Consider the following 25,638-nt stretch of genomic DNA (forward strand, 5'->3'; position numbering starts at 1 on the left):
GCCGGCCGCGAAGGGGGCACACTCGATTGCGGGGGTCTCCATCATGGAGTGCGGGGCGCGCGACCAGCGCCAGAGACGGTCCGGCCTGTCGAAGGCGGCATCTGGTGATTTCAGTAACCGGTAGAATATTAATAAAAAGCCAAGTTTCGGGGCTTCGAGCTGCGCCGACAGGCTGAATTTTCAGGCGTCGCGGCAAAATGCGACGCCTGATATAGGCTCGGCGAAACCGACTGACGCGGCGGTTGTGCCGCCCGTCAGACCATCGCGTCGACGGCGGAGGCGAAGGGAATGGAGGGCTGCGCGCCGGGCTTGAGGCAGGCGAGCGAGCCGGCGACCGCTGCGCGGCGCAGCGCATCCTTGAAGGCAAGGCCCGCATCGAGCGAGGCGGCGAGATAGCCGCAGAACGTATCGCCCGCCCCGACGGTGTCGACGGGCTCGATCTTGAGGCCCATCGCGCGGAAGATCTCGTTCTTGCGGATGGCGACGACACCGTCGGCGCCGAGCGTCACGATGATCGTCTGGCCGCTCTCGGCATGCAGGCGCCGCATGGTCGCCTCGCGCTCTTCGTCCGAAGGCTCGCCCTTGCCGACGAAGAGGTCGAACTCCGTCTCGTTGGCGACGAGGATGTCGGCCATCGCGCCGAGCGTCTTGGTGGCGGCGCTGAACGGGGCGATGTTGACGATGGAGGTGACGCCCTTTTGCCTGGCGGCGGCGAGCGCGGCCTCGATGGAGGCGTTGGGGATCTCGAATTGCAGCATCAGATAGTCGCCGCGCGTCATCGCGCCGACCGCGCGGCGTGCATCTTCCTCGCTGACGGTGCCGTTGGCGCCCGGCACGACGACGATGACATTCTCGCCGTCGCCCTCGGCCACGAGGATATGGGCGGTGCCGGTCGCTTCCGCCGCCGAGCGCACGGCGTTGAGATCGACGGCGGCGTCGGCGAGGAGGGCGAGCGCCTGGCTGCCCAGCCGGTCGTCGCCGACGGCGCCGGCCATGCGCACCATGGAGCCGGCGCGGCGGGCGGCGAGTGCCTGGTTGGCGCCCTTGCCGCCGGCGGCAGTGGTGAAGCTGGTGCCCATCACCGTCTCGCCCGGCTTCGGCAGGCGTTCAGGCGTTGCGATGAGGTCCATGTTGATGGAACCGAGAACGGTGATCATGAGAGCTGCCCCTTGTCGTTTCCGCCGGACACTGCCCGAGGCGGTCAGTCTTCGTCAACTACCCTCAGCCGCAACTGGCCCGTCCGGCTCTCCGCCGCCTTCTCCCGTTCGTGCGAAAGCTCCGAAACGGTCTCGAATTCGAGATCGCCGATGCGCGCCCCGCGCCGAGCAAGCTTCTCCGTGGACGTCAGAATCAGGTCCACGTCCTTCTGCGCGGAGGTGAAATGGCCATGCAGCTTGCGCACCCGGTCGTCGAGCCGCGTCAAATCGTCCATCAGCCGCGCGACCTCGCCCTGGATGACATGCGCCTGCTCGCGCATCCGCTGGTCCTTGAGCAGCGCCTGCAGCACCTGCACGGAAAGCATCAGCAGCGAGGGCGAGACGATGACGATGCGGGCGCGGTGCGCGCGCTGCACGACGGGCTCGAAATTCTCGTGGATGCTGGCGAAGATCGATTCCGAGGGCACGAAGAGGAAGGCGGTGTCCTGCGTCTCGCCGGCAAGGAGGTATTTTTCCGAGATGTCCCGGATATGCACCTCCATGTCGCGGCGGAACTGCTGGGCGGCGATCTTCGCGGCTTCCGGCGAGCGCCCGTCCGACATGGCGTTCCATGCCTCCAGCGGGAACTTGGCGTCGACGACGAGCGGCGGCTGGCCATTCGGCATGCGGATGGTGCAATCGGGGCGAACGCCGTTGGAAAGCTGGGCCTGGAACTGGTAGGCGCCTGGCGGCATGGCGTCGGCGATGATCGTCTCCATGCGCGACTGGCCGAAGGCGCCGCGCGTCTGCTTGTTGGAGAGAATGGCCTGCAGTCCGACCACGTCCTTGGCCAGTGATTGGATGTTCGTCTGGGCATTGTCGATCACCGCCAGCCGCTCCTGCAGGCGGCGCAGGTTCTCGTGCGTCGCCCGGGTCTGCTCGGAGATCGACTGACCGAGCCGCTGCGTCAGCCCGTCGAGCCGGCTGTTGATCGCCTGGTTCGTCTCGGCCTGCTTGCTGCCGAACACCTCCGCCATGGCGGCGACGCGCCCCTGCATCTCGGTCTGCGCCTTCATGAGCTCGGAAAAGCGTAAGTCCGCCATCGCCGCCGCCTCCCGCTGGCGCGCCTGGCTGCGACGTGCGGAAAGGAGGCCGAAGGCGGCCAGCAGCACGGCCGCAAGCAGCACCAGGGCCGGGCCGGGGCCGCCGAGCCGGTGGAGGAAGGAGGAGACGAGCGTGTCGAAGGCGGGATCGATCATGCCGCGACCATAGCACGGATTGCGGCGGAAAACAGATCATAACGTGAACAAATCGCGCAGGGCTCGGGCGAAGTCGATTGAAAGCGCAAAAAAACCGCGCTAAGGGAGGCACATGACCATCAAGCCGCTGATTATCCTTCCCGATCCGATCCTCCGCCAGGTTTCCAGGCCCATCGAAACCATCGACGGCGAGGTGAAGAAGCTCGCCGACGACATGCTGGAGACCATGTACGATGCCCCCGGCATCGGCCTTGCCGCCATCCAGATCGGCGTCGCGCGCCGCATGCTCGTGCTGGACGTCTCGAAGGACGGCGAGGACAAGAAGCCGCTGGTCTTCATCAACCCGGAGATCGTCACCGCGTCGGATGCGCGGTCGGTCTATGAAGAGGGCTGCCTGTCGATCCCGGATTACTATGCCGAGGTCGAGCGCCCGGCGTCGATCACCGTCCGGCACCTCGACCGCGAGGGCAAGGAGCAGGTGACGGAGGCCGAGGGCCTGCTGGCGACCTGCCTCCAGCACGAGATCGACCACCTCAACGGCGTGCTGTTCATCGACCATATTTCCAAGCTGAAGCGCGAGATGGTGATCCGCAAGTTCACCAAGGCGGCCAAGATGCGCGGCAGCAAGGCGCTCTGAGGCGGCTATAACCGCCCCGCACCCTTTTTCACGGAGGCTGACCGATGGCCCTTCGCATCATCTTCATGGGCACGCCGGATTTCTCCGTCCCGACGCTGGAGGCGCTTGCCGATGCGGGCCACGAGATCGTCGCGGTCTATTCGCAGCCGCCGCGCCCGGCCGGCCGCCGCGGCCTCGAACTGGTGAAGTCGCCGGTGCATCAGGCGGCCGAGCGGCGCGGCATTCCCGTCTTCACGCCCGTCAATTTCCGCGCGGAAGAGGACCGCGAAGCCTTCCGCGCCCATGCGGCGGATGTCGCGGTCGTCGTTGCCTATGGCCTGCTGCTGCCGGAAGCGATTCTCACCGGCACGCGCCTCGGTTGCTATAACGGCCATGCCTCGCTGCTGCCGCGCTGGCGCGGGGCGGCGCCCATCCAGCGGGCGATCATGGCGGGCGACGGCGAGACCGGCATGATGGTGATGAAGATGGACAAGGGGCTCGATACCGGCCCCGTTGCGCTGACCCACCGCGTGGCCATGGGCGAAAACATGACGGCCGGCGCGCTGCACGATGCCTTGATGCAGGCGGGCGGCGCGCTGATGGCCGAGGCCATGGGCAGGCTGGAGGCCGGCGAACTGCCGCTGACCCAGCAGGCCGAGGAGGGTGTGCTCTACGCCGCCAAGATCGACAAGGCCGAAACCCGTATCGACTTTTCGAAGCCGGCTAAGGATGTACACAATCATATCCGGGGCCTCTCGCCCTTCCCCGGTGCATGGTTCGAACTGCCGATTGCCGGCAAGCCGGAGCGCGTGAAGGTGCTGGCGAGCGAGCGGGCTGGCGACGACGTGTCGAAACCTGCCGGCACAGTCCTGGACGACCGGCTGACGATTGCTTGCGGGCAGGGCGCGGTGCGCCTCGTACGTCTGCAGAAGGCGGGCGGCAAGCCGCTCGACGCGGCGGACTTCCTGCGCGGTACGCCGGTTTCGGCCGGCGAGGTGCTGGGCTGATGCCGCGCTACCGGCTTCGCATCGAATATGACGGCACGCCCTATGTCGGCTGGCAGCGGCAGGAGAACGGTCATTCCGTACAGGGTGCCATCGAGGCGGCGATCCTGTCGCTGACGGGCGAGACGGTCTCGATCCGCGGCGCGGGCCGCACGGATTCCGGTGTCCATGCCATGGGACAGGTCGCCCATGCCGACCTTTCGCGGCACTGGAAGGAGCACACGCTGAGGAACGCGCTCAACGCGCATCTCGGCATGGCCGGCGAGCGCGTCGCGATCCTCGATGCGGCCGAAGTGCCGGACGATTTCGACGCGCGCTTCTCCGCGAAGAAGCGGCATTATCTCTATCGCATCATCTCGCGCCGCGCGCCGCTGGCGCTGGAGGCGAACCGGGCATGGTTCGTCGCAAAGGAACTGGATCATGAGGCTATGCATGCGGCGGGACAGGTGCTCGTCGGCAAGCATGACTTCACCACCTTCCGCGCCGCCCAGTGCCAGGCGAACAGCCCCGTGCGCACCATCGACAGGCTGGAGGTGACGCGCAGCGGCGAACTGATCGAGATGCGCGTCTCGGCGCAGAGCTTCCTGCATAACCAGATCCGCTCCTTCGCCGGCACGCTGAAGCTGGCGGGCGAGGGCAAGTGGACGGTGGAGGACGTGCGTGCCGCGCTGGAAGCGCGCGACCGCAAGGCCTGCGGCCCCGTGGCGCCGCCGGACGGGCTTTACTTCATGGCCGTGGATTACTGAGCCGTCTGGAGCGTTTCCGCTTTTCCGGGAATTGCGAAATCGCTCTAACTATTTGTTTCAACGCAATTCCGGACGCAAAACCGCTGCGCACTTTTGCTGGAATTGCTCTAGCCGGGCAGCGTGCCGAGAACGCGCTGCAATTCCTGCGCGACGATCATCGGCGGCAGCACGTAGATCGCGGTGATCGCCGCCGCCAGCAGGTTCTGCTTGCCGACGCACATCCAGACGAGGCGGAACTGCAGCATGACGCTTGCGCCGAACACGGCGTAGAGAAGCAGGCCGGCAAGGAGCACGCTTTGCGGCAGGATGAGCGACAGCGCGACAGGCAGCGCCATGGCATAGGCGAAGGGCACGGAAATCCAGTTGCTCGCCGTCACCACGGTCGCAAGATGCTTGCCGTAGCCGAGCGGGCGCGCCAGCGCGAGAAGCAGCACGAGCGGCAGCAGCCAGCCCGTGATCTCGATCAGCAGCACCTTGCTCAGGAAGCCGAGGCCGGCGGTCGTGCCCGCCGGCATGCCGGCGAGGTAGTAGAGCCGCCAGGAGGCCCAGATGACGGCGAAGGCCGGCAGGCACCAGACGAAGGCCCAGAAGGAGCGGGCGAGCCCGCGGGAGGTCAGGTCCAGCCAGCCGAACCCCTCCTGCTTCTGCTTCAGCAGCAGATAGATGCCGTTGAGGTAGTAGAGGACCTCGTCAAGACCGGGCATCGCCGAACCAGCGCGCGATGAAGGTCTCGTAGATCACGGTCAGCGTCTCGAGATCGGCGACCGCCACCCGCTCGTCCACCATATGCATGGTCTGGCCGACGAGGCCGAATTCCACGACCGGGCAATAGTCCTTGATGAAGCGCGCATCGGAGGTGCCGCCGGTCGTCGAGAGCTTCGGTGCACGGCCGGTCACGGCCTCGACGGCGCCCGACAGCGACGCGATGAGCTGGTTGTTGCGCGTCAGGAAGACATGGCTCGGCCGCTCGGCCCATTTGATGTCGTAGCGCACGGGCGCGCGGCCGGGCCGGAGCTTCTCGTCCCGCGCGGCGGCGTCGAGCCGGCGCACGATCTCGGCCATCACCGTCTCGGCGGTCCAGGCGTCGTTGAAGCGGATGTTGAAGCTGGCGCTCGCCTCGGCCGGCACGACGTTGGTGGCGCGGTTGCCGACGTCGATGGTCGTCACTTCGAGGTTCGACGGCTGGAAATTCTCCGTGCCGGCGTCGAAGGGCGGATGCATCAGCGCGTCGGTGAGCGCGATCACGCCGCGCACCGCATTGTCGGCAAGGTGCGGATAGGCGGCGTGGCCCTGCACGCCACGCACGGTGAGCGTGCCGGAGACGGAGCCGCGCCGGCCGATCTTGATCATGTCGCCGAGCTGGTCCGGATTGGTCGGTTCGCCGACGAGGCAGGCATCCCAGCGCTCGCCCCGCTCGGCCGCCCATTGCAGCAGCTTGCTGGTGCCGTTGACGGCCGGGCCTTCCTCGTCGCCGGTGATGAGGAAGGAGACGGAGCCTTTCGGCGGGCCGTTTCTCTCGATGTGGCGCGCGACGGCGGCGACGAAGCAGGCGATGCCGCCCTTCATGTCGACGGCGCCGCGGCCGAACATCTCGCCGCCGGAAATCTCCGCGCCGAACGGGTCATGCGTCCAGGCGGCCGCATCGCCGACCGGCACCACGTCCGTATGGCCGGCGAACATCAGGTGCGGGCCCTCGGTGCCGATGCGGGCATAAAGGTTCTCGATATCGGGCATGCCGGGCTCGCTGGCGACCATGCGTTCCACCGTGAAGCCGAGCGGCTCCAGCATGGCGGCAAGCGCCGTCAGCGCGCCGCCTTCGGCCGGCGTCACGGAAGGGCAGCGGATGAGGGTTGCGAGATTTTCGATCGGGTCGGCGGAGGTCATGGGCATGCGTCACGGCACCTGAAAGGGAGAGAATCGAGGTGTAGCCGATCGTTCGGGGCCTGTCACGCGCAGCCGATGCGCGCGCTCAGTCCTTTGGCCGGTCGGGCAGGCGGCCGTAGTCGTTGGGGCCGGGCGTGCCGGGCCAGACGAGGAAGACGAAGAGCGCGAAGAAGGAGATGGCGGGAACGAAGAGACAGATGATCAGCGGCAGCGGCAGGTTCATGTCGTGCAGCCGCTTGATCGTCAGCATGATCGAGGAGACCGTCGAGACGATGGCGACGATGAAGAAGGCGAAGGCCCAGAACAGGAAGGCCGGGTCTTCCTTCGGCACGACGACGATGCGGGTGAGCGCCGCCGAGAGCAGCATCAGCCAGAAGGCCCAGCCGAGCGCGAAGGGCGCGCGGCTGAGGCGGCCTGACCAGCCGAAGAAGAGCCAGGCAAGGGTCGGTCCCCGCTCTTGCCCGGCCGCCATGGATCAGTCCCGGAGAAGTTCGTTGATGCCGGTCTTCGAGCGGGTCTGGGCGTCGACGCGCTTGACGATGACGGCGCAGTAGAGGCTCGGGGCCGGAAGGCCGTTCGGCATGGTCTTGTCGGAAGGCAGCGAGCCGGCGACGACGACGGAATAGGGCGGCACTTCGCCATAGGTCACTTCGCCCGTCGCGCGGTCGACGATCTTGGTCGACTTGCCGATGAAGACGCCCATGCCGAGCACGGAGCCCTCGCGCACGATGCAGCCTTCGACGACCTCCGAGCGGGCGCCGATGAAGCAGTTGTCCTCGATGATCGTCGGGCCGGCCTGCATGGGCTCCAGAACGCCGCCGATGCCGACGCCGCCCGAGAGGTGCACATGCTTGCCAATCTGCGCGCAGGAGCCGACCGTCGCCCAGGTATCGACCATCGTGCCCTCGCCGACATAAGCGCCGAGATTGACGAAGGAGGGCATCAGGATGGCATTCGGCGCGATATAGGCCGAGCGGCGCACCACGCAATTCGGCACGGCGCGGAACCCGGCCTTCTCGAACTCGTTGACGCTCCAGCCGTCGAACTTGGAGGGTACCTTGTCCCACCAGGCGGATTCCCCGGGGCCGCCCTTGACGATTTCCATCGGGTTGAGGCGGAAGGAGAGCAGCACGGCCTTCTTGAGCCACTGGTTCACCGTCCAGTTGCCGTCCTCGCCGCGCTCGGCGACGCGTGCCTTGCCGTTGTCGAGCAGGTTGAGCGCGGTCTCCACCGCATCGCGCACTTCGCCGCGCGTGCCGGTATTGATGCCGTCCCGTTCCTCGAAGGCGCGGTCGATGGTTTGGGAAAGGGCGGCGAGGTTGGACGTGTTCATCGGAATTCCTTAAACTTCGAGGCTTATTTTCGATTGTCGGGACGCCGGAAGGTCGATTTCATCAATCAGCAAAATGCTCTAGAGCAAGTGCCGGGAAAGATGAAGCCCCTTTCCGGCAGATACTGTCGCACGGGCGAACGGGTAATCCCGTGAGAGTTGAAAGCAGGAAAGTGACATGGCGAGACTGAAGAAGAAGAACCTGCGCCGCAAGGATGGCGTGTGGGATCCGTTGGCCGACAGCGCGCAGGACAAGCACCGCGCCGCCGTGGTGCCGCAGACGCCGCAATCGGCAAATCCCGCCTACCGGCTCGCCTATGTCGATGACGACTTCCTCTGCCGGGAGGAACTGCGCCCGGTGCGCCTCCAGCTCGAGCTCCTGAAGGTCGAGATGATGCTCGCCGAGCGCGGCATCAAGTCGACCGTCGTCATGTTCGGCGGCGCGCGCATTCCCGCCCCCGGCCAGGAGGCCTGGGCGGCGCGCAACGAGACGCAGCGCATGAACCTCGAGGCGGCCTCGGTCTATTACGAGGAGGCGCGCAAGTTCGCGCGCATGTGCTCGGAAAAGTCGGCCGAGCTCGGCTTCAAGGAATATGTCGTCGTCACCGGCGGCGGGCCGGGCGTCATGGAGGCGGGCAACCGCGGGGCGACCGATGTCGGCGCTCCCTCGATCGGCCTCAACATCGTGCTGCCGCACGAGCAGGCGCCCAACCCCTATGTCACGCCGGAGCTCAGCTTCAACTTCCACTATTTCGCCGTCCGCAAGATGCACTTCCTGCTGCGCGCCAAGGCCGTCACGGTCTTCCCGGGCGGCTTCGGCACGCTGGACGAGCTGTTCGAGACGGTGACGCTGATGCAGACCGGCCGCATGGCGCTGGTGCCGCTGATCCTCTTCGGCAAGGAATTCTGGCACAAGATCATCGATTTCGACGCGCTCGCCGCCTTCGGCACCATCGCGCCCGGCGACGTCGAGCTGATGCAGTTCGTCGAGACGGCGGACGAGGCCTGGGACATCATCGTGAAGTTCTACGAAAACCTGGAAGCCGAGCCCGCAACGGCCCACGGCTGACAGGCTGCGCCTGCTTCATGAAAAGACGCCCCGGCAGAACCGGGGCGTTTCAGTCGGACGTGCTGCCGGCAAGGCTTACTTGTCGCCGCGCTTGCCCATCTCGTCGAGGGTGATGAAGCCGTCGCCGTTGCGGTCGCGCTTCTTGAACATGGCGATGGCGGCGGTTTCCATTTCGGCCTTGGTCAGGGTGCCGTTCTTGTCGGCGTCGGCGCGCTCGAACATATGCATGCCCCTGCGGTCGATGCGGGCTTCGCGCAGCGCCTTGCGGGCGGCGTCCTTCGCCTCGCCGTCAGTCGCCTTCACCGCGCGGAAAGCCTTGCGGGCATCGCGGAAGGCTTCACGCTTCGCGTCGATCTCGGCCTTGGTGACCTCGCCGTTGCCGTCGGTGTCGAGGCGCTGGAAGGTCTGCGTGGCGCGCGCCAGCATCTCGGCCTGCGAGATCTTGCCGTCCTTGTCGGTGTCGAGCCGGTTCAGCATGCGCTCGGCGCGTTTTCCGCCATCCTTGCCATGATGGCCCTTGCCCTTCTTGCCGGGCCGGGCATCCGCCGTGTCGATGGCGCCGTCCTTGTTCGTGTCGCGGCGCTCGAAGGCCTTTTCCGCCACGGCGAGCACTTCGGCCTCGGAGAGCGTGCCGTTCTTGTCGGTGTCGGCCTTTTCGAACATCCGGCCGGCGCCCGGCAGCATGTAGGGGCCGCCGGCGCGCAACGCCTCGCGGGCCTTCGCCCGGTCCGCCTTGGCGGCGTCGTGAACGGCCTTGCGGGCGTCCTTGAAGGCCTCGCGGCGTGCCTTGATCTCGTCCTTCGTCACCTGGCCGTTGCCGTCGGCGTCGAAGGCCTTGAAGGCGGCGGAGGCGTTCGCCTTGAACTCGGCGAGCGAGACCTTGCCGTCCTTGTCGGTGTCGAGACGCTCGATCATCGCGCCATGGTGGTGGCCATGCTTGTGCTTGTGCTTGTCCTTGGCGGCGAAGGCGGGGGCGGCTGCGCCCGAGAAAATGAGGCTGGCCGCTACGGCGCCGAGAAGAAGTTCCTTTTTAGCCATGGTCGTTCCTTTCATCCATCGTCGTCCCTTGAGGGGCAGGATAGGGGGAACGCCGGCCGGCGCCAGTTACAAATTGGTAATTGAACCTTATGACCGGAAAGGGATCTTTCCGTGTCCGGAAGAAGGCACGCCGGGCGGGCCTTAAAGCAACGCGTTGAGGAAGGCCGTCAGGTTCGAGGTCGCATAGTCGATATGCCTGTCCTCGTCCGTGCGCTTTTCCCAGGCGTCGGTGAACTCGTGGTCGATGTCGCGCGGGGTGAGCAGCACGGTCTTCATGCCGAGCGCCTTCGGCACGACGAGGTTGCGCGGCAGGTCCTCGAACATCGCCGCATGGCCGGTATCGACCCGGTGCAGCGCCATGAACTTGTCATAGGTCTCGCCGGCCGGCTTGGGCACATATTCCGCCGCCACGATATCGAAGACGTCGTCGAAATGGTGGAAGATGCCGAGCGCCCTGGCGGCCATCTCGGCATGCTTCACGCTGCCATTGGTGAAGATGAACTTGCGGCCGGGCAGCGCCTGGATCGCCTCGCCGAGCGGAAGGTCCGGCGACAGCACGTCGTAATCGATCGCATGCGCCTTTTCGAGGAAATCGGCGGGGTCGATGCGATGATGGATCATCAGCCCCTTCAGCGTGGTGCCGTGGTCGAAATAATACTGCTTCTGCAGCGCCCGGGCGTCCTCGCGCGACAGGCCGAGCAGGGCCGACACGTAAGCCGTCATGTTCTTGTCGATCTGGGCGAAGAGATCGACATGATGCGGATAGAGCGTGTTGTCGAGGTCGAAGACCCAGTCACGCACATGGGAAAAGTCGGCTTTGTTCGGAAGATCGGTCATGGGCCGTCTTATGGCACGGGTCCGGGGCGAGGGAAACGGAATTTTCCGCGATGGCCCGCGCGGACGATGGATTTGCGGCAAGCCCCATGCTAGCGGGCTGGCATGGAACTCTGGATCCCCATCACCATCGCCGCCGCCTTCCTGCAGAACCTGCGCTCGGCCCTGCAGAAGCATCTTCAGGGCTCGCTCGGAACGCGCGGGGCGAGCTTTGTGCGCTTCGGCTACGGCTTTCCGCTGGCGATCCTCTACGTGCTTGTGCTGCGCCTCGCGGTCGGCCTGCCGTTTCCGGCGCTCAACTGGACCTTCGCCTTCTGGGCGGTGATCGGCGGTCTGGCGCAGATCTTCGCGACCATGCTGCTTGTATACCTGTTTTCGCTGAGGAACTTCGCCGTCGGCACGGCCTATTCCAAGACGGAGCCGGTGCAGGCGGCGATCTTCGGCTTCGTGCTGCTCGGAGAGCGCATCACCTTCGGCGCGGTCGTCGCGATCATCGTCGGCGTCGTCGGGGTGATGCTGATCTCGCTTGCCCGCGCGCCGCTCTCCTGGCGCAACATCCTCGCGGCACTGACAAGCCGCACCGCGCTGATCGGCATCGCCTCGGGCGCGGTCTTCGGCATCTCGGCGGTCGCCTATCGCAGCGCCTCGCTGTCGCTTCAGGGGCCGGGGCCGATCATGGACGCCGCCGTGACGCTTGCCTGCGTCACGACGTTCCAGACGGCCTTCATGCTGGTCTGGATGGGCTGGAAGGACAAGCGGGAGATCGTCGACGTCCTGAAGAGCTGGCGCTCGTCCTCGCTGGTCGGTATTGCCGGCGTGCTCGGCTCGGCCTGCTGGTTCACGGCGATGAGCCTCCAGCAGGTCGCCTATGTGCGCGCGCTCGGCCAGATCGAGCTGGTCTTCACCTTCATGGCGTCGTGGTTCCTGTTCCACGAGCGGGTGAACCGCACGGAGGCGGCCGGATGCCTGCTGATCGTCTGCGGCATCTTCGGCCTTCTCTTCCTGTAGGGCTCAGGGCACCAGCAGCGTGCCCGCGCCGTGCTCGGTGAAGAGCTCCAGCAATACCGAATGGGCGGTCTTGCCGTTGAGGATGACGACGCCCTGCACGCCCGCCTTGATGGCGTCGATGCAGGTCTCGACCTTCGGGATCATGCCGCCGGAGATCGTGCCGTCCTTGATCAGCGCGCGGGCTTCGGCGACGGAAAGCTCCTTGATGAGCTGGCCGTTGCGGTCGAGCACGCCCGGAACGTCCGTCAGGAAGAGCAGGCGCGTCGCGTTCAGCGCGCCGGCGATGGCGCCGGCGAAGGTGTCCGCGTTGATGTTGTAGGTATGGCCGTCGCGGCCGGGTGCGACCGGGGCGATGACCGGGATCATCTCGGATTTGGCGAGCAGGTCGATCAGCGTGCGGTCCACCTCCACCACCTCGCCGACGAAGCCGAGGTCGAGGATGCGCTCGATATTGCTGTCGGGGTCGATGACGGTCTTCTTGGCCTTTTCGGCGAAGACCATGTTGCCGTCCTTGCCGCACAGGCCGATCGCCCATTCGCCCGTCTGGTTGATGAGCGCGACGATCTCCTTGTTGATCGAGCCCGCCAGCACCATCTCGACGATCTCGACGGTCTTCTGGTCGGTGACGCGCAGGCCCCCCTCGAACTTCGATTCGATGCCCATCTTGGTCAGCATCGCGCCGATCTGCGGGCCGCCGCCGTGCACGACGATGGGGTTGACGCCGGACTGTTTGAGAAGCGCGATGTCGCTGGCGAAAGCCTTGCCGAGCTCGGCATTGCCCATGGCGTGGCCGCCGTATTTGACCACGATGGTCTTGTTCTCGTAGCGCTGCATGTAGGGCAGGGCTTCGGTGAGAAGGCGGGCTTGGTTTTCGCTTTCGGATAGGGACATGGCGGCCTCTTGGGAATGGGTGGGGGCCTGTTTAACGCATGTTTCGTGACGATGGAATGATCCCCATGGTCGGTGGCGTAAAAAGCCGATGGGGAATATGATGCGGCTCCGCGCCTGCCCTATAGGCAAAGGCGCATCGGCGTTCCTATATGTGGAAGAGAGGCCAAGTCCTCGCGTCAGTCCTGGAACCGAGAGAGTGGATGAGCCGATGGCGGCGTCCGACCGAGAGATGAGAGAACCGTGCTGCGATCAGGTGATCGCGGGCGAGTACGTACTCGGGGTCCTGTCTGACGAAGACCGCCAGAAGGTCGAGGCGCGGCTGATGCGCGACCGCCAGTTCGCCGCCATGGTGAGCCGCTGGGAGGAAAACCTCGCCACCTTCGGCGACGGCTACGAGCCGCTGCATCTTTCCCCCGGCGCCCGCGCGCCCGTCGAGCAGCATATCCTGACCACCACCCCGTGCGACGCCGTGTTTTCCGGCAAGGTCTCCGGCGGCTGCTGGCATTCGCTGGCGCTCTGGCGCGCGCTCGCGCTCGCCTCCTTCGCCGTCGCCGCCGGCCTTGCCCTTCTCCTCAGCGCGCTTCTGGCGCCGCGTCCCGTCAATGGCGGCCGGCTGGTCGCGGGCATGACGGGCGAGAACGCCGCGATGGGGCTGGTCGCCCGCTATGACGATGCGAGCGGCACGCTCGCCGTGACGCCCGTCGCCGGTCTCGAAAAGGAAAAGTCGCTGGAACTCTGGCTGACCGAGGCCGGCAAGGCGCCCGTCGCGCTCGGCGTCCTGCCGCAGACCGGCGAGGGACGGCTGGCGGTGCCGCGCGAAATGCGCAGCCGCATCGTCGAAGGCGCGACGATCTCCGTCAGCGTCGAGCCGTTCGGCGGCTCGCCGACGGGCAGGCGGACAGGTCCGGTGCTGGCGACCGGCGCCGCCCACTTCGACTGACGGTACCGATTATCGATCGATGGCGCTGAGGATTGCGGCCCGCAGGTCGTCGAGTCCGCGGCCCTTTTCCGACGAGGTGGCGAGCACCTCCGGATAGGCGGCCGGATGCTTCGAGATCTTCTGCAGTGTCTCCTCGATAAGGCGCGGCACGCCGGCGTCCTTGATCTTGTCGGTCTTGGTCAGCACGACCTGGTAGGAGACCGCCGCCTTGTCGAGCAGCGAGAAGACCTCGTCGTCGTTCTTCTTGATGCCGTGGCGGCTGTCGATCAGTACATAGACGCGCTTCAGCGTCGAGCGGCCGCGCAGGTAATCGAAGACGAGCTTCGTCCAGGCGTCGACCTGCTCCTTCGGCGCCTGCGCATAGCCGTAGCCCGGCATGTCGACGAGCGCCATCGGCGGCAGGTCGTCCTCGGCGCCGGAAAAACCGTCCGGCACGAAATAGTTGAGCTCCTGCGTGCGGCCGGGCGTATTGGAGGTGCGGGCAAGGCCCTTGTGGCCGACCAGCGCGTTGATTAGCGACGACTTGCCGACATTCGAGCGGCCGGCGAAGGCGATCTCAGGCGGGCCTTCGGGCGGCAGGAATTTCATCGCCGGCACGCCGCGGATGAAGATCCACGGCCTGCCGAACAGCGGCTTGTCGCCCGTTGCGCTCGTCTCTGTCATTGCTTCCAGCCTTCCTTGTCAGGCTCCCGGCTTCCCGGTTTTGGCCGCGAAAGTCAAGCGCGCGCCCGCCGCCGGGCATCCGGCAAAAGAAAACCCCGGCCGATGGCCGGGGTTTCGCGTGTCGTCCGACGGGATCGTCAGGATGGTTTCGTCTTCTTCCCGAACAGGCCCTTCAGATTGTCGAAGAGCTCGATCTTGACGCCGTGGCGCTTCATGATGATCGCCTGCTGCACGATGGACAGCGTGTTGTTCCAGGCCCAGTAGATCACAAGGCCGGCCGGGAAGGATGCCAGCATGAAGGTGAAGACCAGCGGCATCCAGGTGAAGATCATCGCCTGGGTCGGATCCGGCGGCGTCGGGTTCATGCGCATCTGCATGAACATGGTGATGCCCATGATGATCGGCCAGACGCCGATCAGGAGTGCATGCGGCACGTCGTAGGGCAGGAGGCCGAACAGGTTGAACAGCGACGTCGGATCGGGCGCCGAAAGGTCCTGGATCCAGCCGAAGAACGGCGCATGGCGCATCTCGATGGTGACGTAGATCACCTTGTAGAGCGCGAAGAACACCGGAACCTGCAGAAGGATCGGCCAGCAGCCTGCCAGCGGATTGATCTTCTCCTCCTTGTAGAGCTGCATCATCGCCTGCTGCAGCGCCATGCGGTCGTCGCCGTGCTTGGCCTTCAGTTCCTCCATCTTCGGTTGCATCTTCTTCATGTTGGCCATGGAAGCGTACTGCTTGCTGGCGAGCGGGAAGAAGAGACCCTTGACGACGATGGTCGTGATGAGGATCGCAATGCCGAAATTGCCGAAGTAGCGGTAGAAGAAGTCCATGAGCTGGAACATCGGCTTGGTGAAGAACCAGAACCAGCCCCAGTCGATCATCAGGTCGAAATGCGGGATCGCGTAGGACGTCTTGTACTGGTCGATGATCGGCACTTCCTTGGCGCCGCCGAAGAAGAGGTTCTTGACTTCGATCGTCTGGCCGGGCGCGATGGTCACGTCATCCTGACGATAGTCGGCCTGGTAGCGCGGACGGCCGTCCTGGAAATAGGAGAAGCGCGTCTCGTAGGGGGTCGCCTGCGGCGGCACCAGCGCGGTCGCCCAGTACTTGTCGGTGATGCCGAGCCAGCCGCCCGTCGCCTTGCCGGGCGCGACGGTCGTGTCCTTCTCGGTGTCCTTGTACTTCACCTCGTGCAGACCGAGGTCGCCGAGCTCGCCGATAAAGCCTTCGTGCAGCACGTAGACCGACGGTGTGGACGGCTTGAAGAAACGCGTCGTGCGGCCATAGGCCGAAAGCGCGACCGGCGTTTCCGTGCGGTTCTCGATGCTGTCGGTGACGGTGAACATGTAATGCTCGTCGACCGAGATCGTGCGGGTGAAGGTGATACCCTTGTCGTTGGTGTAGGAAAGCTTGACCGGGGTCGTCTGCGTCAGCTTGCCGGCGCCGTCCTGCGTCCAGACGGTCTGCGGGCCGGGCATCTGGCCGGTCGCCTCGCTGCCGACATAGCCGATTTCGGCGAAGTAGCCGTGCTCGGTCTCGGCGGGGCTGAGAAGCGTGATGATCGGGCTCGTCTTGTCGACGGTCTCGTGGAATTCCTTGAGTTTCAGGTCGTCGAAGCGCGCGCCCGTCAGGTTGATGGAGCCGGCAAGCGCGGGCGTGTCGATCTCGACGCGGGCGGACTTGGCAAGGGCCTGTTCACGCGTTTCGGTCGTGGCAGCCCCGCCGGCAGCGCCCGGCAGCGTGCCGTTCGTCCCGGTGGCGGCGGGCGTGGTGCCGCCTGCGGTGGTGGTGGTCGTCTGCTCGCTCGTCTGGGCGGCCTGCTGGGCTTCCAGCGCGGCGCGATCCTTCTCGAGCTTGGGGTTCACATAGAGGAACTGCCAGGCGACGAGGATCAGCACGGACAGCGCGATCGCCACGAAGTAATTGCGGTTTTTTTCCATCACTCTTTCCCGGGCGCAGCAGGGTGCTGCTGCTTGTGTTTCTTCTGCCGCGTGGTGATCCGGTCCTTCAGACCGGCCTGCAGGGTTTCGAAGGGCGCGCCGAGCACGTCCCGTCTGGCGACAACCACATAGTCGTGTCCGGGCTCCATTGCAAACCCGGCCGATAGCCGCACGGCCTCTTTCAGGCGGCGGCGCATGCGATTGCGTTCCACGGCGTTGCCGTGCTTCTTGGTAACGGTGAAGCCGACGCGGGGCGGTTCGTCCGGCATCTGCCGGTCACGCACTTCGAGAAGGAACAGGGGACCCTTGCGCCTCTCGCCCTCGCGCACAAAAAGAAACTGCGGACGGCTTTTCAGCCGTCCGACAGCAGATTTCTCAACAGTTTTCGTCATTGCCCGTCGCCTCTGTTCGGGCAGGCACGGCCTTAGGCCGAGAGACGTGCGCGGCCGCGGGCGCGACGTGCAGACAGGACCTTGCGGCCGCCTGCCGTTGCCATGCGGGCGCGGAAGCCGTGACGACGCTTGCGAACAAGCTTGGAGGGCTGGTAGGTACGCTTCGACATTTATTTAATACCGCGGTGTGCGGCCCTTCTTGGGTTTGCGTTTACGCAAGGAGCGTGAAAGTCCGGCATAGGCGTGCCCTTACGGGAAGCCGAGCTTTCCGGACGTGCGCGGCTTATAAGGGCAAAGCCGGTCGAAAGTCAATTGCAGCGAAGTTCATGCCATGCGTCTGTCACAGTCGTTAATGGGATTGCTCTTGATGGTTGTATTCTTCTTGCCGATTGCCAGTTTCTCCTTACGCTGCGTGAAGGAATTCCGGGGGCAAATCCCCCGGAAGCAGGGGGTGAGGCAATATTAGCAAGTATTCACTCGCCCGTTGTTTGTGAAGGTTGCATCAAAATCTAATTAACCTTTAGCCTTTACCGTCCCTGCCAAAGGTAAGCCGGATTTCTCCGCTTGCCGATCTGCTATCCGTGCCATTGGGAGTGTGACGTGAAGATACGCGGCAAGATCTATCTCATCGTTGGGGTGATGGGCCTCATTTCGGTCCTCATCGGCGGTATCGCCGTCCATGTCGTCTCCGAATACAGCGACAAGCTTCGCCAGTATGAGAATGCCGCCGACCGCGCCTTCCTCGGCGAGCACCTGAACCGTCAGGTCACCGCCGTCGTCATGGAAGCCCGCGGCATCTATGCCGCCAAGGATGCCGAAGGCGCCGGGAAGTTCGCCGAAGGCATCGCCAAGGAACTGGACGGCATCGACAAGACGCTGAACGAGTGGCGCCCGCTGGTGCCGGCCGAGCAGAAGGCCGCCTTCGACGCCGTCGTTGCCCGCGCCGCCGAATTCCGCACCTTCCGCTCCGAGACCGCGCGCCTCGGCAAGGAAGGCTCCATCGCCGCGGCCAACGAGCAGGGCAACAACGAGGGCAACCGCGCCAACCGCAAGGCCTTCCAGAAGGAAATCGACGCCGTCGTGGAGACGGACAACCAGAACCTCACCGCGATCCGCGGCGATATCGAGGCCTTCGAGACGCTGATGCTGATGCTGGTGCTCGGCACGGTCGGCGCGGGCCTCGTGATCGGCGGCGGCACCGCCTTCTATATCGCGACCAACGAACTCAGCCGCCCGATCCAGAACGTCACCGAGACGATGAAGCGCCTTGCCGGCGGCGACCTCGAGACCGAGGTGCCCTATGCCGGGCGCCAGGACGAGATCGGCGAAATGGCCGGCGCCGTCGCCGTCTTCCGCCAGAACGCCATCACGGTGCGCGACCTCAACGCCCAGGAACAGATCCTGCGCGAGAAGAGCGCCGACCTGCAGTCCTCCATCGCGGCCGTCGTGCATGCCGCCGCCGCGGGCGACTTCAGCTCGCGCATCGCCAAGGACTACCAGAACGACGACCTCAACCGCTTCGCCCGCAGCGTCAACGAACTCGTCGCCGGCGTGGAGGAGGGCATCGCCGAAACCCGCCGCGTCATCGGCGCGCTGGCCGAAGGCGACCTGACGCAGACCATGGACGGCAGCTTCCGCGGCGCCTTCGCCGAATTGCAGCAGAACGTCAACACGACGCTCGCCACGCTCCAGAGCACCATGCGCGAGGTGCGCGCCTCCACCGATGCGATCAACGCCAATTCCGGCGAGCTGCGCACCGCCTCCGACGATCTTTCCAAGCGCACCGAGCAGCAGGCTGCCGCGCTGGAGGAAACCTCGGCCGCGCTGGAGGAGATCACCGCTGCCGTCAAGAACTCGACGGAGCGCGCCAACGAGGCGAGCGTCATGGTCGGCGAGGCGACGCAGAGCGCCAAGCAGTCCGGCGCCATCGTGCGCAACGCCATCGACGCGATGGGCCGCATCGAGCAGGCGTCGAGCGAGATCAGCCAGATCATCTCGGTGATCGACGAGATCGCCTTCCAGACCAACCTGCTTGCCCTCAATGCCGGTGTCGAGGCCGCCCGTGCCGGCGAGGCGGGCAAGGGCTTTGCCGTCGTCGCGCAGGAAGTGCGCGAGCTTGCGCAGCGCGCCGCCAGTGCCGCCAAGGACATCAAGGGGCTCATCACCAAGTCGGGCGACGAGGTTTCCGTCGGCGTGCGCTATGTGCAGGAGACCGGCACGGCCCTTTCCGACATCGAAAGCCGCGTCGTCACCATCAACGACCGCATCCATTCGATCGCCACGGCCGCCCGCGAGCAGGCGACCGGCCTGCAGGAGGTCAGCACCGCCATCAACCAGATGGACCAGGTCACCCAGCACAATGCCGCCATGGTCGAGGAGACCTCGGCCGCCACGCACAAGCTCAAGGGTGAGGCCGACAGCCTTGCCGGCCTCGTCGCCCGCTTCCGCACCGGCGATGGCGCGTTCCAGGCCGCGCCCGCTCCGGTTCGCGCCGATGCGCGCCCGGTCGAATCGCCCGCCCGCCGCATGATGGGCAGCGTCGCCCGCGCCTTCGGCGGCAATCGCGCGACGGCCGCCGCCACGGCCGCGGAAAGCTGGGAAGAATTCTGATCTCCCATCGGGTTCGACGAATGAGGCGCGGCGGTCGCAGGATCGCCGCGCCTTTGTCTTTCCTGCGGCAGCGTTGGAAAAATTGCCGTAATTCTCTATCATGGGCTGTCGGCTGTGGCCGACGGTGTCGTCGATTGTCGGTCGCGGCATCGAGCGCCGCCTTGCGGCATGTCCGGGAGTGGGAGACATGGTGGACAGAGACGGGACGCCGTCCTTGACCGAGACGCCGGTTCCGGCGGTCGGGTTCCTGTCCGGCCTGTCGGGAAAGCTCCTGCTTGTCACCGCCGTCTTCGTCCTCATCGCTGAAGTGCTGATCTTCGTGCCCTCCGTCGCCAATATGCGGCTGATGTGGCTGCGCGACCGGCTGAACACGGCCGCCGCCGCCGCCGTCGTCATCGAGGGCCTGCCGGACCAGGAATTGCCGCGCCCGGTGCAGGAGGAGACGCTGCTGGCGACGGGCACCAAGGCGATCGTGCTGAAGAAGCAGGACGCCTCCCGCATGGTCGCCGCCGTCGACATGCCGCCGAGCGTCGACGCGCAGTACGACCTTTCCGACGTCTCGACGCTCGGCTCGGTCTACGATGCCTTCGACACGCTGCTCTTTGGCGGTGACCGCGTCATCCGCGTCTACGGCCCGGTCGGCGAGACGACGACGCGCATCGAACTGCTGCTTGACGAGGGCGCTCTGCGCCGCGCCATGCTGCACTATGCGCGCAATGTCTTCATCTTCTCGATGCTCATGTCGCTCGCCACGGCAAGCCCGATCTTCTTCGCGCTCAACCGCCTGCTGATCCGTCCCATGCGTCGCATGACGGCCAATATCCGCGAATTCGCCACCGACCCGTCCAACCCGGCCCGCGTGCTGGAGCCCTCCGGCGGCCGCGACGAGATCGCCGTGGCCGGCATCCACCTCGCCGCCATGCAGCAGACGCTCCAGCGCACGCTGAAGGAGCAGAAGAATCTCGCCGATCTCGGCCTCGCCGTGTCGAAGATCAACCACGACATGCGCAACATCCTCTCCTCCGCCCAGCTCATGTCCGACCGCCTGTCGGATGTCGACGATCCCGTGGTCAAGCGCGTCGCCCCGAAGCTGCTGCGCAGCATCGACCGGGCGGTGGGCTATACCAACGAGGTGCTCTCCTACGGGCGCATGCGCGAGCCGGAGCCGCGCCGCCGCTTCGTGGCGCTGCGCCCGCTGGTGCAGGAGGTCTCCGAGGTTCTGGCGCTCGATGCGCGCGGCGATATCGACTTCGTGGTGCAGATCGAGCCGGGCCTCGAGGTCGATGCCGACGGCGAGCAGCTCTTCCGCGTCATCCACAATCTTTGCCGCAACGCCGTCGAGGCGCTGCTGCAGGATGCGGCCCTGCGCGAGCGCGCGGTCCTGGTGACGGGCCTTCGCACCGGCAGCGTCGTTTCCATCTCCATCGACGACAACGGCCCCGGCATGCCGGCCAAGGCGCGGGAAAACCTCTTCGCCGCCTTCCGCGGCTCCGTGCGTTCCGGCGGCACCGGCCTCGGCCTTGCCATCGCGCGCGAGCTGGTGCTCGCCCATGGCGGCACGATCGCGCTGGTGGAGAAGGCGACGCCCGGAACGCTCTTCCGCATCGAGCTGCCGGACCGCCCCGTGCCGCTCGACGCCTTCCGCCACCGCGCCTGATTTCCCGGGCGCTTTGCGCCGCGACAGGACGGCGCGATGAAAAAAGTGCATTTTTTCTCCGAAAGGCGCTTGCAATAAGCCCAAGCACCCTTTAGAGAACCGCCTCGCAGCCGGGCACAACGACCCGCCACTGCCAGCGCACCCGTAGCTCAGCTGGATAGAGCACCAGACTACGAATCTGGGGGTCAGGAGTTCGAATCTCTTCGGGTGCGCCATTTTTTTCTCGCTTCATGAACGCCGGTTCCGTCTTCGACGGGACGCCTTGCCGTGGCCGATCTGCCACGCGGGACGGTCTCTCGCTGGTCGCGTTCTTCCTAGTCCGCACAGCCTCTCTTCAAAACCGCCCGCCGCTCGGCTAAGCAGGTGCGAACGGTGCGTGCACGGCGCCGGCGAAAACAGGAAAGCGGAAGGAAGCGGGACATGACGAGCCGCGTTATGCCGCGCGTATTGCGTCGCGTGATCTTCGCCGGGTTGCTGGTGCTGGCGAGTTGCGCCGGCCGGCCGGAAGGCGTGCTGGTGCCGAGCGGCGAGACGCCGCCGGGTGTGTCCAAGGTCGATCTGCTGGTCGCGACCACCCGCGCGCCGTCGAGCCAGCCGGGCGTCCTCTTCTCCGGCGAGCGTGGCTCCCAGCTGGAACTGCGCGATATCGCCATCTCCATCCCGCCCGACGCCAACCGCAAGGTCGGCCAGGTGCAATGGCCGAAGAAGCTGCCGGCCGATCCGATGAAGGATTTCTCGACCGTCAGCGTGAAGCCCGTCGAAAGCGCGAAAGCCGGCCGCGTCTGGCTCGACCATAACCTGCCGAAGAGCCGGCGCGTGCTCGTCTTCGTGCACGGTTTCAACAACCGCTATGAGGATGCCGTCTACCGCTTTGCGCAGATCGTGCACGATTCGAAGACGGATGCCGCCCCGGTGATCTTCACCTGGCCCTCGCGCGCCAGCATCTTCGATTATTCCTATGACAAGGAAAGCACGAACTATTCGCGCGACGCGCTGGAGGAGCTGCTGCGGGCGGCGGTCGATACGCCCGAGGTCGGCGAGATCACCATCATGGCACATTCCATGGGCACCTGGCTCGCGGTCGAGACGCTGCGCCAGATGGCGATCCGTGACGGGCGCGTGCCGAAGAAGATCCAGCAGGTCATTCTTGCTTCCCCCGACCTCGACGTCGACGTCTTCGGCCAGCAGCTTCGCGCCATCGGGCCGGACAGGCCGCAGTTCACGCTCTTCGTCTCGCGCGACGACCGGGCGCTGACGCTCTCGCGCCGTATCTCGGGCAATGTGGATCGCCTCGGCCAGATCAACCCCGCCGCCGAACCCTACCGCTCCATGCTGGAAAAGCAGGGCATCACGGTGATCGATCTCACGGCGCTGAAATCCGGCGACCGGCTCAATCACGGCAAGTTCGCTGAGAGCCCCGAGGTCGTGCGCCTCATCGGCAACCGCCTGATCGACGGCCAGTCCGTCACGGATTCGGAGGTCGGCCTCGGCGAGCGGCTCGGCGCCGTGGCGCTCGGCACGGCCCAGACGGTCGGCAGCGCGGCGAGCATCGTGGTCTCGACGCCCATCGCGGTCTTCGATCCGGTGACGCGCAGGAATTACGACGACCAGTGGCGCCGCCTCGGCAATTCGGTCGAGGACACCACGACAACGGCCGTCGGCCAGTAGAAAGGCGGCCTCGCAGAGAGCGCCTCGCGCCGCCGGCAAGGCCGCCCACCTTTCCTACGTCATGTTCGGGTCGAGCCCGAAGATAACGATAGAGAGGAAAGAAAGGGTCTGAATAAACAGAGGCGGCCCGCAGGGGCCGCCTCATCGTTTACCAGATGCTTTTAGCGCACCCAGATCACCTGGCGCGAGCCGCGGTCCACGAGAACGGGCCGCTGGTCGACATAGATGTAGCCGTAGTTCGAGTTTTCCGGCACGTCGACGATCTGCACCGTATCGGGGACCACCATGCCGGCCTCGACCGGTCCTTCCAGAATGACGGGATCGACCGGGTGCCGTTCGACATAGGTGATCGTCGCCTCGGGAATGTCGGACGAAATGCTGCCGGTGGCCTGCACGTCCGGCGCATAGATCACCTGACGGCTGTCCGTGCGCACGATGACCGGGCGGTTGTCGACATAGACATAGGCAAGGTCGGGATGCTCGGGGATCGGCGTCAGCGTCACGCTGTCGTCGAAGCGCGTCTCGGCCGTTACCGGACCTTCGAGGACGACGGGCGGTGTCGGGTTCTCCATGACATAGACCCGGGCGTCGTCCGGAACGGCGGCATCCGCGCCGATGGCGAAACCGGCCACGCCGCCGACGACCGCGCCGATCGGGCCGCCGACCACGGCGCCCGCCGCAGCCCCTGCGGCCCCGCCGGCAGCACCGCCGAGAGCCTCCTTGTCGCGATCGTCCGCATGGGCGGCGGTGGCGCCGAGAAGTGCCAGGGCGGCACCGGCCATGAGAATCTTGCGCATGTTCTTCTCCTTCGAAAATCGGGTTTATCACCCCTTCGGCGGAGACAACGTCGTTTGGCCGGACCGGTTCCGGCGGCAGGCGGTTGAGGCATCACGATGTGTAACGCGCGTTAACCGGCGGCCTCAGGCGATTTCCGGGTCGCGCCGCGCGATTTCATAGTCCTCGTTGTGCACCTGCAGGCCCTCCTCGGTCACCACGACGATGCCATAGGCACCGGGCTCGTCGACCGACAGCGAGGCGTTCGGCATATCGAAGGGCATCGGCTGCTGGTGCACCGGGCTCTTGAAGATCGAGAAGGGAATGCCGCGATGCGAGCCGCCGATCGTGCGGTGGACATGGCCGGCGAAGATGTGCCGGACATTGCCGTGGCGCAGCACCAGATCGTAGAAGGCATCCTCGTTGCCGAGGCGGATGGCGTCCATGCCGGTAAAGCCCGTCTTGTGTGGCGGGTGATGCATGAAGAGCAGGACGGGACGGCCGTCCGCGCCGGCAAGCGCCCGGTCGAGCCAGGCGAGGCGCCTTTCGCACAGATAGCCGGCATGGCTCATCGGATAGTCGTAGGGCGGTGCAAAGAGCGTGTCGAGCAGCACGACCCGGCAGTCGGAAAAATCGATGGACTGCTGTACGAAGCCGTTCTCGTCCGGCCGGACATGGGTGAAGGTCTCGAGGAAACGGTCGCGATAGTCGTGGTTGCCGATGGTGATGGCGACGGGCGGCACGACCCGCGCGAGAAGGCCGTGCAGGCGCTCGTAAGACAGGGTGTCGGCCCGGTGCGCGAGGTCGCCGGTGATGATCACACGGTCTGCATCGGGATGGTAGCGGTTGACATGCTCGATGCCGGCCAAAAGCCGCTGGTAGGGGTCGAGGCCGATGATGGTCGCGCCCTCGGGCACCATATGCAGGTCGGTGAAGACGATGAGCTTGGTCATGAAGAGTTCCTGGCGGGACGATCGTGATCCCATCTTCGTAGCGCGCGAACCTGTCGCATGAAAAGCTGTTGGAACGCGGCCCGATCTGATATATCAGAGAGAAGGCAGCCGGGCGGCCGGCGAGAACGGAGCATATCGACATGAGATGGAAGCGCACGATCCAGTTGCTGGACGTTCATTGCGAGGGCGAGATCGGCAAGGTGGCCATCGGCGGCGTGCCGAAGATCCCCGGCAATTCGATTGCCGAGCAGCTCAACTATATCAACACGGTCGACGACAGCTTGCGCCGCTTCCTGTGCCTCGAGCCGCGTGCGGCCGCGACGGGCTCGGTCAACCTTCTGGTGCCGGCCAAGCGTCCGGAGGCCGACGCCGGCTTCATCATCCTGCAGGCCGACCAGGCGCATGCCTCCTCGGGCTCCAACTCGATCTGCGTCACCACGGCGCTGCTCGAATCGGGCATCGTCGAGATGAAGGAACCGGAAACCGTCGTCGTGCTCGACACGGCCGCCGGCCTCGTCAAGGCGACGGCGACCTGCCGCGACGGGCGCTGCGAGAAGGTCAAGCTCACCATGGTGCCGTCCTTCGTCCAGGAACTGGACGTCGAGATCGACACGCCGCACTGGGGCCGCGTGCGCTTCGACATCTCCTATGGCGGTATCTTCTATGCGCTGGTCGATGTCGACCAGATCGGCACGAAGATCGAGAAGGCCAATGCCCGCGCGCTCGTCGATGCCGGCATGGCGCTGAAGGACCTCATCAACAAGTCGATGAAGATCGTGCATCCGGAAATCCCCGAGATCAACGGCGTCGCCTATGTCATGTTCCGCGACCGGGACCCGGACGGCCTCGTGCGCACCGCCACGACCATGTGGCCGGGCCGCGTCGACCGCTCGCCCTGCGGCACCGGCAATTCCGCCAACCTTGCCACGCTGCATGCCCGCGGCCTTGCCAAGGTGGGCGACACGTTCCGCTCGCGCTCGATCATCGGGTCGGAGTTCGAAGTCGGATTGCAGGCCGAGACCGAGGTCGCCGGCCGCAAGGCCATCATCCCCACCATCACCGGCCGCGGCTGGACCTTCGGCCTGCACCAGATCGCGCTCGATCCGACCGATCCGCTGGCGGAAGGTTTCGCCATGACGGATACGTGGGGCCCGCAGGCCGGCGAGATTCGCTGAGGCTCCGGCCCGCCCTGTTTCCGCGGGAACAGAGGCGGCGGGAGCGAG

At 65.7% G+C, this 25,638-nt stretch carries 25 protein-coding genes and 1 tRNA gene; 11 read left to right on the forward strand and 15 right to left on the reverse strand.

Annotated elements, in window-relative coordinates; genetic code table 11:
- Positions 1-254: 254 nt before the first annotated feature.
- Together DSD28_RS16270 and DSD28_RS16275 are read right to left on the reverse strand one after the other, a co-directional pair.
- Positions 255-1,157, reverse strand: a complete 903-nt coding sequence (locus tag DSD28_RS16270; protein WP_119257456.1) for a ribokinase — start codon at positions 1,155-1,157, stop codon at positions 255-257.
- A 44-nt stretch (positions 1,158-1,201) separates the two neighbouring features.
- Complete coding sequence (locus DSD28_RS16275) at positions 1,202-2,395, reverse strand: DNA recombination protein RmuC (RefSeq protein WP_119257457.1); 1,194 nt, start codon at positions 2,393-2,395, stop codon at positions 1,202-1,204.
- 112 nt (positions 2,396-2,507) lie between these two features.
- On the opposite strand from DSD28_RS16275, the gene def reads away from it, so the two are divergent.
- Genes def through truA form a run of 3 tightly spaced genes read left to right on the forward strand, consistent with a single transcriptional unit; the run spans position 2,508 to position 4,761 of the window.
- Complete coding sequence (gene def / locus DSD28_RS16280; RefSeq protein ID WP_119257458.1) at positions 2,508-3,032, forward strand: peptide deformylase; 525 nt, start codon at positions 2,508-2,510, stop codon at positions 3,030-3,032.
- A gap of 44 nt (positions 3,033-3,076) precedes the next feature.
- Positions 3,077-4,018, forward strand: a complete 942-nt coding sequence (gene fmt, locus DSD28_RS16285) for a methionyl-tRNA formyltransferase (protein WP_119257459.1) — start codon at positions 3,077-3,079, stop codon at positions 4,016-4,018.
- Entirely contained in the window at positions 4,018-4,761 is a 744-nt protein-coding gene (truA, locus tag DSD28_RS16290; protein ID WP_119257460.1) for a tRNA pseudouridine(38-40) synthase TruA, read from the forward strand. Before fmt ends, truA begins: the two co-directional genes overlap by 1 nt.
- A gap of 107 nt (positions 4,762-4,868) precedes the next feature.
- On the opposite strand, the gene DSD28_RS16295 is transcribed toward truA, so the two are convergent.
- The 4 genes from DSD28_RS16295 to dapD all read right to left on the reverse strand — a co-directional run bounded on the left by DSD28_RS16295 (position 4,869) and on the right by dapD (position 7,978).
- Entirely contained in the window at positions 4,869-5,465 is a 597-nt protein-coding gene (locus tag DSD28_RS16295; protein ID WP_119257461.1) for a hypothetical protein, read from the reverse strand.
- Positions 5,452-6,645 carry a succinyl-diaminopimelate desuccinylase gene (dapE, locus tag DSD28_RS16300; RefSeq protein ID WP_119257509.1) on the reverse strand — a complete coding sequence of 398 codons (1,194 nt, stop codon included), beginning with the start codon at positions 6,643-6,645 and terminating at the stop codon, positions 5,452-5,454. The genes DSD28_RS16295 and dapE overlap by 14 nt, the downstream gene beginning before the upstream one ends.
- 85 nt (positions 6,646-6,730) lie before the next feature.
- Positions 6,731-7,117: a DUF805 domain-containing protein gene (locus tag DSD28_RS16305; protein ID WP_119257462.1), complete on the reverse strand. Its 387-nt coding sequence runs from the start codon at positions 7,115-7,117 to the stop codon at positions 6,731-6,733.
- A gap of 3 nt (positions 7,118-7,120) precedes the next feature.
- Positions 7,121-7,978 carry a 2,3,4,5-tetrahydropyridine-2,6-dicarboxylate N-succinyltransferase gene (dapD, locus tag DSD28_RS16310; protein WP_119257463.1) on the reverse strand — a complete coding sequence of 286 codons (858 nt, stop codon included), beginning with the start codon at positions 7,976-7,978 and terminating at the stop codon, positions 7,121-7,123.
- 175 nt (positions 7,979-8,153) lie between these two features.
- Between dapD and DSD28_RS16315 the strand changes: the two genes are divergently transcribed.
- Positions 8,154-9,044, forward strand: a complete 891-nt coding sequence (locus DSD28_RS16315) for an LOG family protein (RefSeq protein WP_119257464.1) — start codon at positions 8,154-8,156, stop codon at positions 9,042-9,044.
- A 75-nt stretch (positions 9,045-9,119) separates the two neighbouring features.
- Here the strand turns inward: DSD28_RS16315 and DSD28_RS16320 are convergent, their stop codons facing one another.
- Both DSD28_RS16320 and DSD28_RS16325 read right to left on the reverse strand, forming a co-directional pair.
- Entirely contained in the window at positions 9,120-10,082 is a 963-nt protein-coding gene (locus tag DSD28_RS16320; protein WP_162911422.1) for an EF-hand domain-containing protein, read from the reverse strand.
- A 141-nt stretch (positions 10,083-10,223) separates the two neighbouring features.
- Positions 10,224-10,919 carry a pyrimidine 5'-nucleotidase gene (locus tag DSD28_RS16325; RefSeq protein ID WP_119257466.1) on the reverse strand — a complete coding sequence of 232 codons (696 nt, stop codon included), beginning with the start codon at positions 10,917-10,919 and terminating at the stop codon, positions 10,224-10,226.
- A 102-nt stretch (positions 10,920-11,021) separates the two neighbouring features.
- Between DSD28_RS16325 and DSD28_RS16330 the strand changes: the two genes are divergently transcribed.
- Positions 11,022-11,924: an EamA family transporter gene (locus tag DSD28_RS16330; RefSeq protein ID WP_119257467.1), complete on the forward strand. Its 903-nt coding sequence runs from the start codon at positions 11,022-11,024 to the stop codon at positions 11,922-11,924.
- 3 nt (positions 11,925-11,927) lie between these two features.
- Here DSD28_RS16330 and argB read toward each other — a convergent pair whose 3' ends face one another.
- Positions 11,928-12,815, reverse strand: coding sequence for an acetylglutamate kinase (gene argB, locus DSD28_RS16335; protein ID WP_119257468.1), 888 nt, complete (start codon positions 12,813-12,815; stop codon positions 11,928-11,930).
- A 208-nt stretch (positions 12,816-13,023) separates the two neighbouring features.
- On the opposite strand from argB, the gene DSD28_RS16340 reads away from it, so the two are divergent.
- On the forward strand, positions 13,024-13,755 hold the full coding sequence (locus DSD28_RS16340; RefSeq protein WP_119257469.1) for an anti-sigma factor: 732 nt from the start codon (positions 13,024-13,026) through the stop codon (positions 13,753-13,755).
- A 9-nt stretch (positions 13,756-13,764) separates the two neighbouring features.
- Here the strand turns inward: DSD28_RS16340 and yihA are convergent, their stop codons facing one another.
- The 4 genes from yihA to rpmH form a co-directional block, all read right to left on the reverse strand.
- Positions 13,765-14,418 (reverse strand): ribosome biogenesis GTP-binding protein YihA/YsxC, encoded by a 654-nt coding sequence (yihA, locus tag DSD28_RS16345; RefSeq protein WP_119257470.1) that lies wholly within the window; start codon positions 14,416-14,418, stop codon positions 13,765-13,767.
- A 137-nt stretch (positions 14,419-14,555) separates the two neighbouring features.
- On the reverse strand, positions 14,556-16,361 hold the full coding sequence (gene yidC / locus DSD28_RS16350) for a membrane protein insertase YidC (protein WP_162911423.1): 1,806 nt from the start codon (positions 16,359-16,361) through the stop codon (positions 14,556-14,558).
- Positions 16,361-16,753, reverse strand: coding sequence for a ribonuclease P protein component (gene rnpA / locus DSD28_RS16355; protein WP_119257472.1), 393 nt, complete (start codon positions 16,751-16,753; stop codon positions 16,361-16,363). Before rnpA ends, yidC begins: the two co-directional genes overlap by 1 nt.
- 32 nt (positions 16,754-16,785) lie before the next feature.
- Positions 16,786-16,923, reverse strand: coding sequence for a 50S ribosomal protein L34 (gene rpmH, locus DSD28_RS16360; protein WP_119257473.1), 138 nt, complete (start codon positions 16,921-16,923; stop codon positions 16,786-16,788).
- Positions 16,924-17,353: 430 nt separating this feature from the next.
- Between rpmH and DSD28_RS16365 the strand changes: the two genes are divergently transcribed.
- From DSD28_RS16365 to DSD28_RS16380, 4 genes are all read left to right on the forward strand, one after another.
- Positions 17,354-19,363, forward strand: a complete 2,010-nt coding sequence (locus tag DSD28_RS16365) for a HAMP domain-containing methyl-accepting chemotaxis protein (protein WP_119257474.1) — start codon at positions 17,354-17,356, stop codon at positions 19,361-19,363.
- A gap of 187 nt (positions 19,364-19,550) precedes the next feature.
- On the forward strand, positions 19,551-21,020 hold the full coding sequence (locus DSD28_RS16370) for a sensor histidine kinase (RefSeq protein WP_119257475.1): 1,470 nt from the start codon (positions 19,551-19,553) through the stop codon (positions 21,018-21,020).
- Positions 21,021-21,158: 138 nt separating this feature from the next.
- Positions 21,159-21,235: transfer RNA gene (locus DSD28_RS16375), tRNA-Arg, on the forward strand.
- A 205-nt stretch (positions 21,236-21,440) separates the two neighbouring features.
- Positions 21,441-22,688: an alpha/beta hydrolase gene (locus DSD28_RS16380; RefSeq protein WP_119257476.1), complete on the forward strand. Its 1,248-nt coding sequence runs from the start codon at positions 21,441-21,443 to the stop codon at positions 22,686-22,688.
- Positions 22,689-22,849: 161 nt separating this feature from the next.
- Here DSD28_RS16380 and DSD28_RS16385 read toward each other — a convergent pair whose 3' ends face one another.
- Entirely contained in the window at positions 22,850-23,485 is a 636-nt protein-coding gene (locus DSD28_RS16385) for a DUF1236 domain-containing protein (protein WP_119257477.1), read from the reverse strand.
- Between the two features lie 123 nt (positions 23,486-23,608).
- On the reverse strand, positions 23,609-24,415 hold the full coding sequence (spdA, locus tag DSD28_RS16390; protein WP_119257478.1) for a 2', 3'cyclic nucleotide phosphodiesterase SpdA: 807 nt from the start codon (positions 24,413-24,415) through the stop codon (positions 23,609-23,611).
- Positions 24,416-24,555: 140 nt separating this feature from the next.
- Between spdA and DSD28_RS16395 the strand changes: the two genes are divergently transcribed.
- Positions 24,556-25,590, forward strand: a complete 1,035-nt coding sequence (locus DSD28_RS16395; protein WP_119257479.1) for a proline racemase family protein — start codon at positions 24,556-24,558, stop codon at positions 25,588-25,590.
- Positions 25,591-25,638 lie beyond the last annotated feature (48 nt).

Source organism: Shinella zoogloeoides (assembly GCF_003574625.1).
Taxonomy (GTDB): Bacteria; Pseudomonadota; Alphaproteobacteria; order Rhizobiales; family Rhizobiaceae; genus Shinella; species Shinella zoogloeoides_A.

Excerpts from the sequence above, each read along its gene's own strand:
- DSD28_RS16320 (WP_162911422.1), bottom strand. The coding sequence starts at position 10,082 with ATGGCTAAAAAGGAACTTCTTCTCGGCGCCGTAGCGGCCAGCCTCATT.
- DSD28_RS16330 (WP_119257467.1), top strand. The coding sequence starts at position 11,022 with ATGGAACTCTGGATCCCCATCACCATCGCCGCCGCCTTCCTGCAGAAC.
- yidC (WP_162911423.1), bottom strand. The coding sequence starts at position 16,361 with ATGGAAAAAAACCGCAATTACTTCGTGGCGATCGCGCTGTCCGTGCTG.
- truA (WP_119257460.1), top strand. The coding sequence starts at position 4,018 with ATGCCGCGCTACCGGCTTCGCATCGAATATGACGGCACGCCCTATGTC.
- DSD28_RS16370 (WP_119257475.1), top strand. The coding sequence starts at position 19,551 with ATGGTGGACAGAGACGGGACGCCGTCCTTGACCGAGACGCCGGTTCCG.
- rpmH (WP_119257473.1), bottom strand. The coding sequence starts at position 16,923 with ATGTCGAAGCGTACCTACCAGCCCTCCAAGCTTGTTCGCAAGCGTCGT.
- DSD28_RS16340 (WP_119257469.1), top strand. The coding sequence starts at position 13,024 with ATGGCGGCGTCCGACCGAGAGATGAGAGAACCGTGCTGCGATCAGGTG.
- DSD28_RS16380 (WP_119257476.1), top strand. The coding sequence starts at position 21,441 with ATGACGAGCCGCGTTATGCCGCGCGTATTGCGTCGCGTGATCTTCGCC.
- dapD (WP_119257463.1), bottom strand. The coding sequence starts at position 7,978 with ATGAACACGTCCAACCTCGCCGCCCTTTCCCAAACCATCGACCGCGCC.
- def (WP_119257458.1), top strand. The coding sequence starts at position 2,508 with ATGACCATCAAGCCGCTGATTATCCTTCCCGATCCGATCCTCCGCCAG.
- DSD28_RS16270 (WP_119257456.1), bottom strand. The coding sequence starts at position 1,157 with ATGATCACCGTTCTCGGTTCCATCAACATGGACCTCATCGCAACGCCT.
- spdA (WP_119257478.1), bottom strand. The coding sequence starts at position 24,415 with ATGACCAAGCTCATCGTCTTCACCGACCTGCATATGGTGCCCGAGGGC.
- argB (WP_119257468.1), bottom strand. The coding sequence starts at position 12,815 with ATGTCCCTATCCGAAAGCGAAAACCAAGCCCGCCTTCTCACCGAAGCC.
- DSD28_RS16275 (WP_119257457.1), bottom strand. The coding sequence starts at position 2,395 with ATGATCGATCCCGCCTTCGACACGCTCGTCTCCTCCTTCCTCCACCGG.
- DSD28_RS16325 (WP_119257466.1), bottom strand. The coding sequence starts at position 10,919 with ATGACCGATCTTCCGAACAAAGCCGACTTTTCCCATGTGCGTGACTGG.
- DSD28_RS16315 (WP_119257464.1), top strand. The coding sequence starts at position 8,154 with ATGGCGAGACTGAAGAAGAAGAACCTGCGCCGCAAGGATGGCGTGTGG.
- dapE (WP_119257509.1), bottom strand. The coding sequence starts at position 6,645 with ATGACCTCCGCCGACCCGATCGAAAATCTCGCAACCCTCATCCGCTGC.
- rnpA (WP_119257472.1), bottom strand. The coding sequence starts at position 16,753 with ATGACGAAAACTGTTGAGAAATCTGCTGTCGGACGGCTGAAAAGCCGT.
- DSD28_RS16305 (WP_119257462.1), bottom strand. The coding sequence starts at position 7,117 with ATGGCGGCCGGGCAAGAGCGGGGACCGACCCTTGCCTGGCTCTTCTTC.
- fmt (WP_119257459.1), top strand. The coding sequence starts at position 3,077 with ATGGCCCTTCGCATCATCTTCATGGGCACGCCGGATTTCTCCGTCCCG.
- DSD28_RS16395 (WP_119257479.1), top strand. The coding sequence starts at position 24,556 with ATGAGATGGAAGCGCACGATCCAGTTGCTGGACGTTCATTGCGAGGGC.
- yihA (WP_119257470.1), bottom strand. The coding sequence starts at position 14,418 with ATGACAGAGACGAGCGCAACGGGCGACAAGCCGCTGTTCGGCAGGCCG.
- DSD28_RS16385 (WP_119257477.1), bottom strand. The coding sequence starts at position 23,485 with ATGCGCAAGATTCTCATGGCCGGTGCCGCCCTGGCACTTCTCGGCGCC.
- DSD28_RS16295 (WP_119257461.1), bottom strand. The coding sequence starts at position 5,465 with ATGCCCGGTCTTGACGAGGTCCTCTACTACCTCAACGGCATCTATCTG.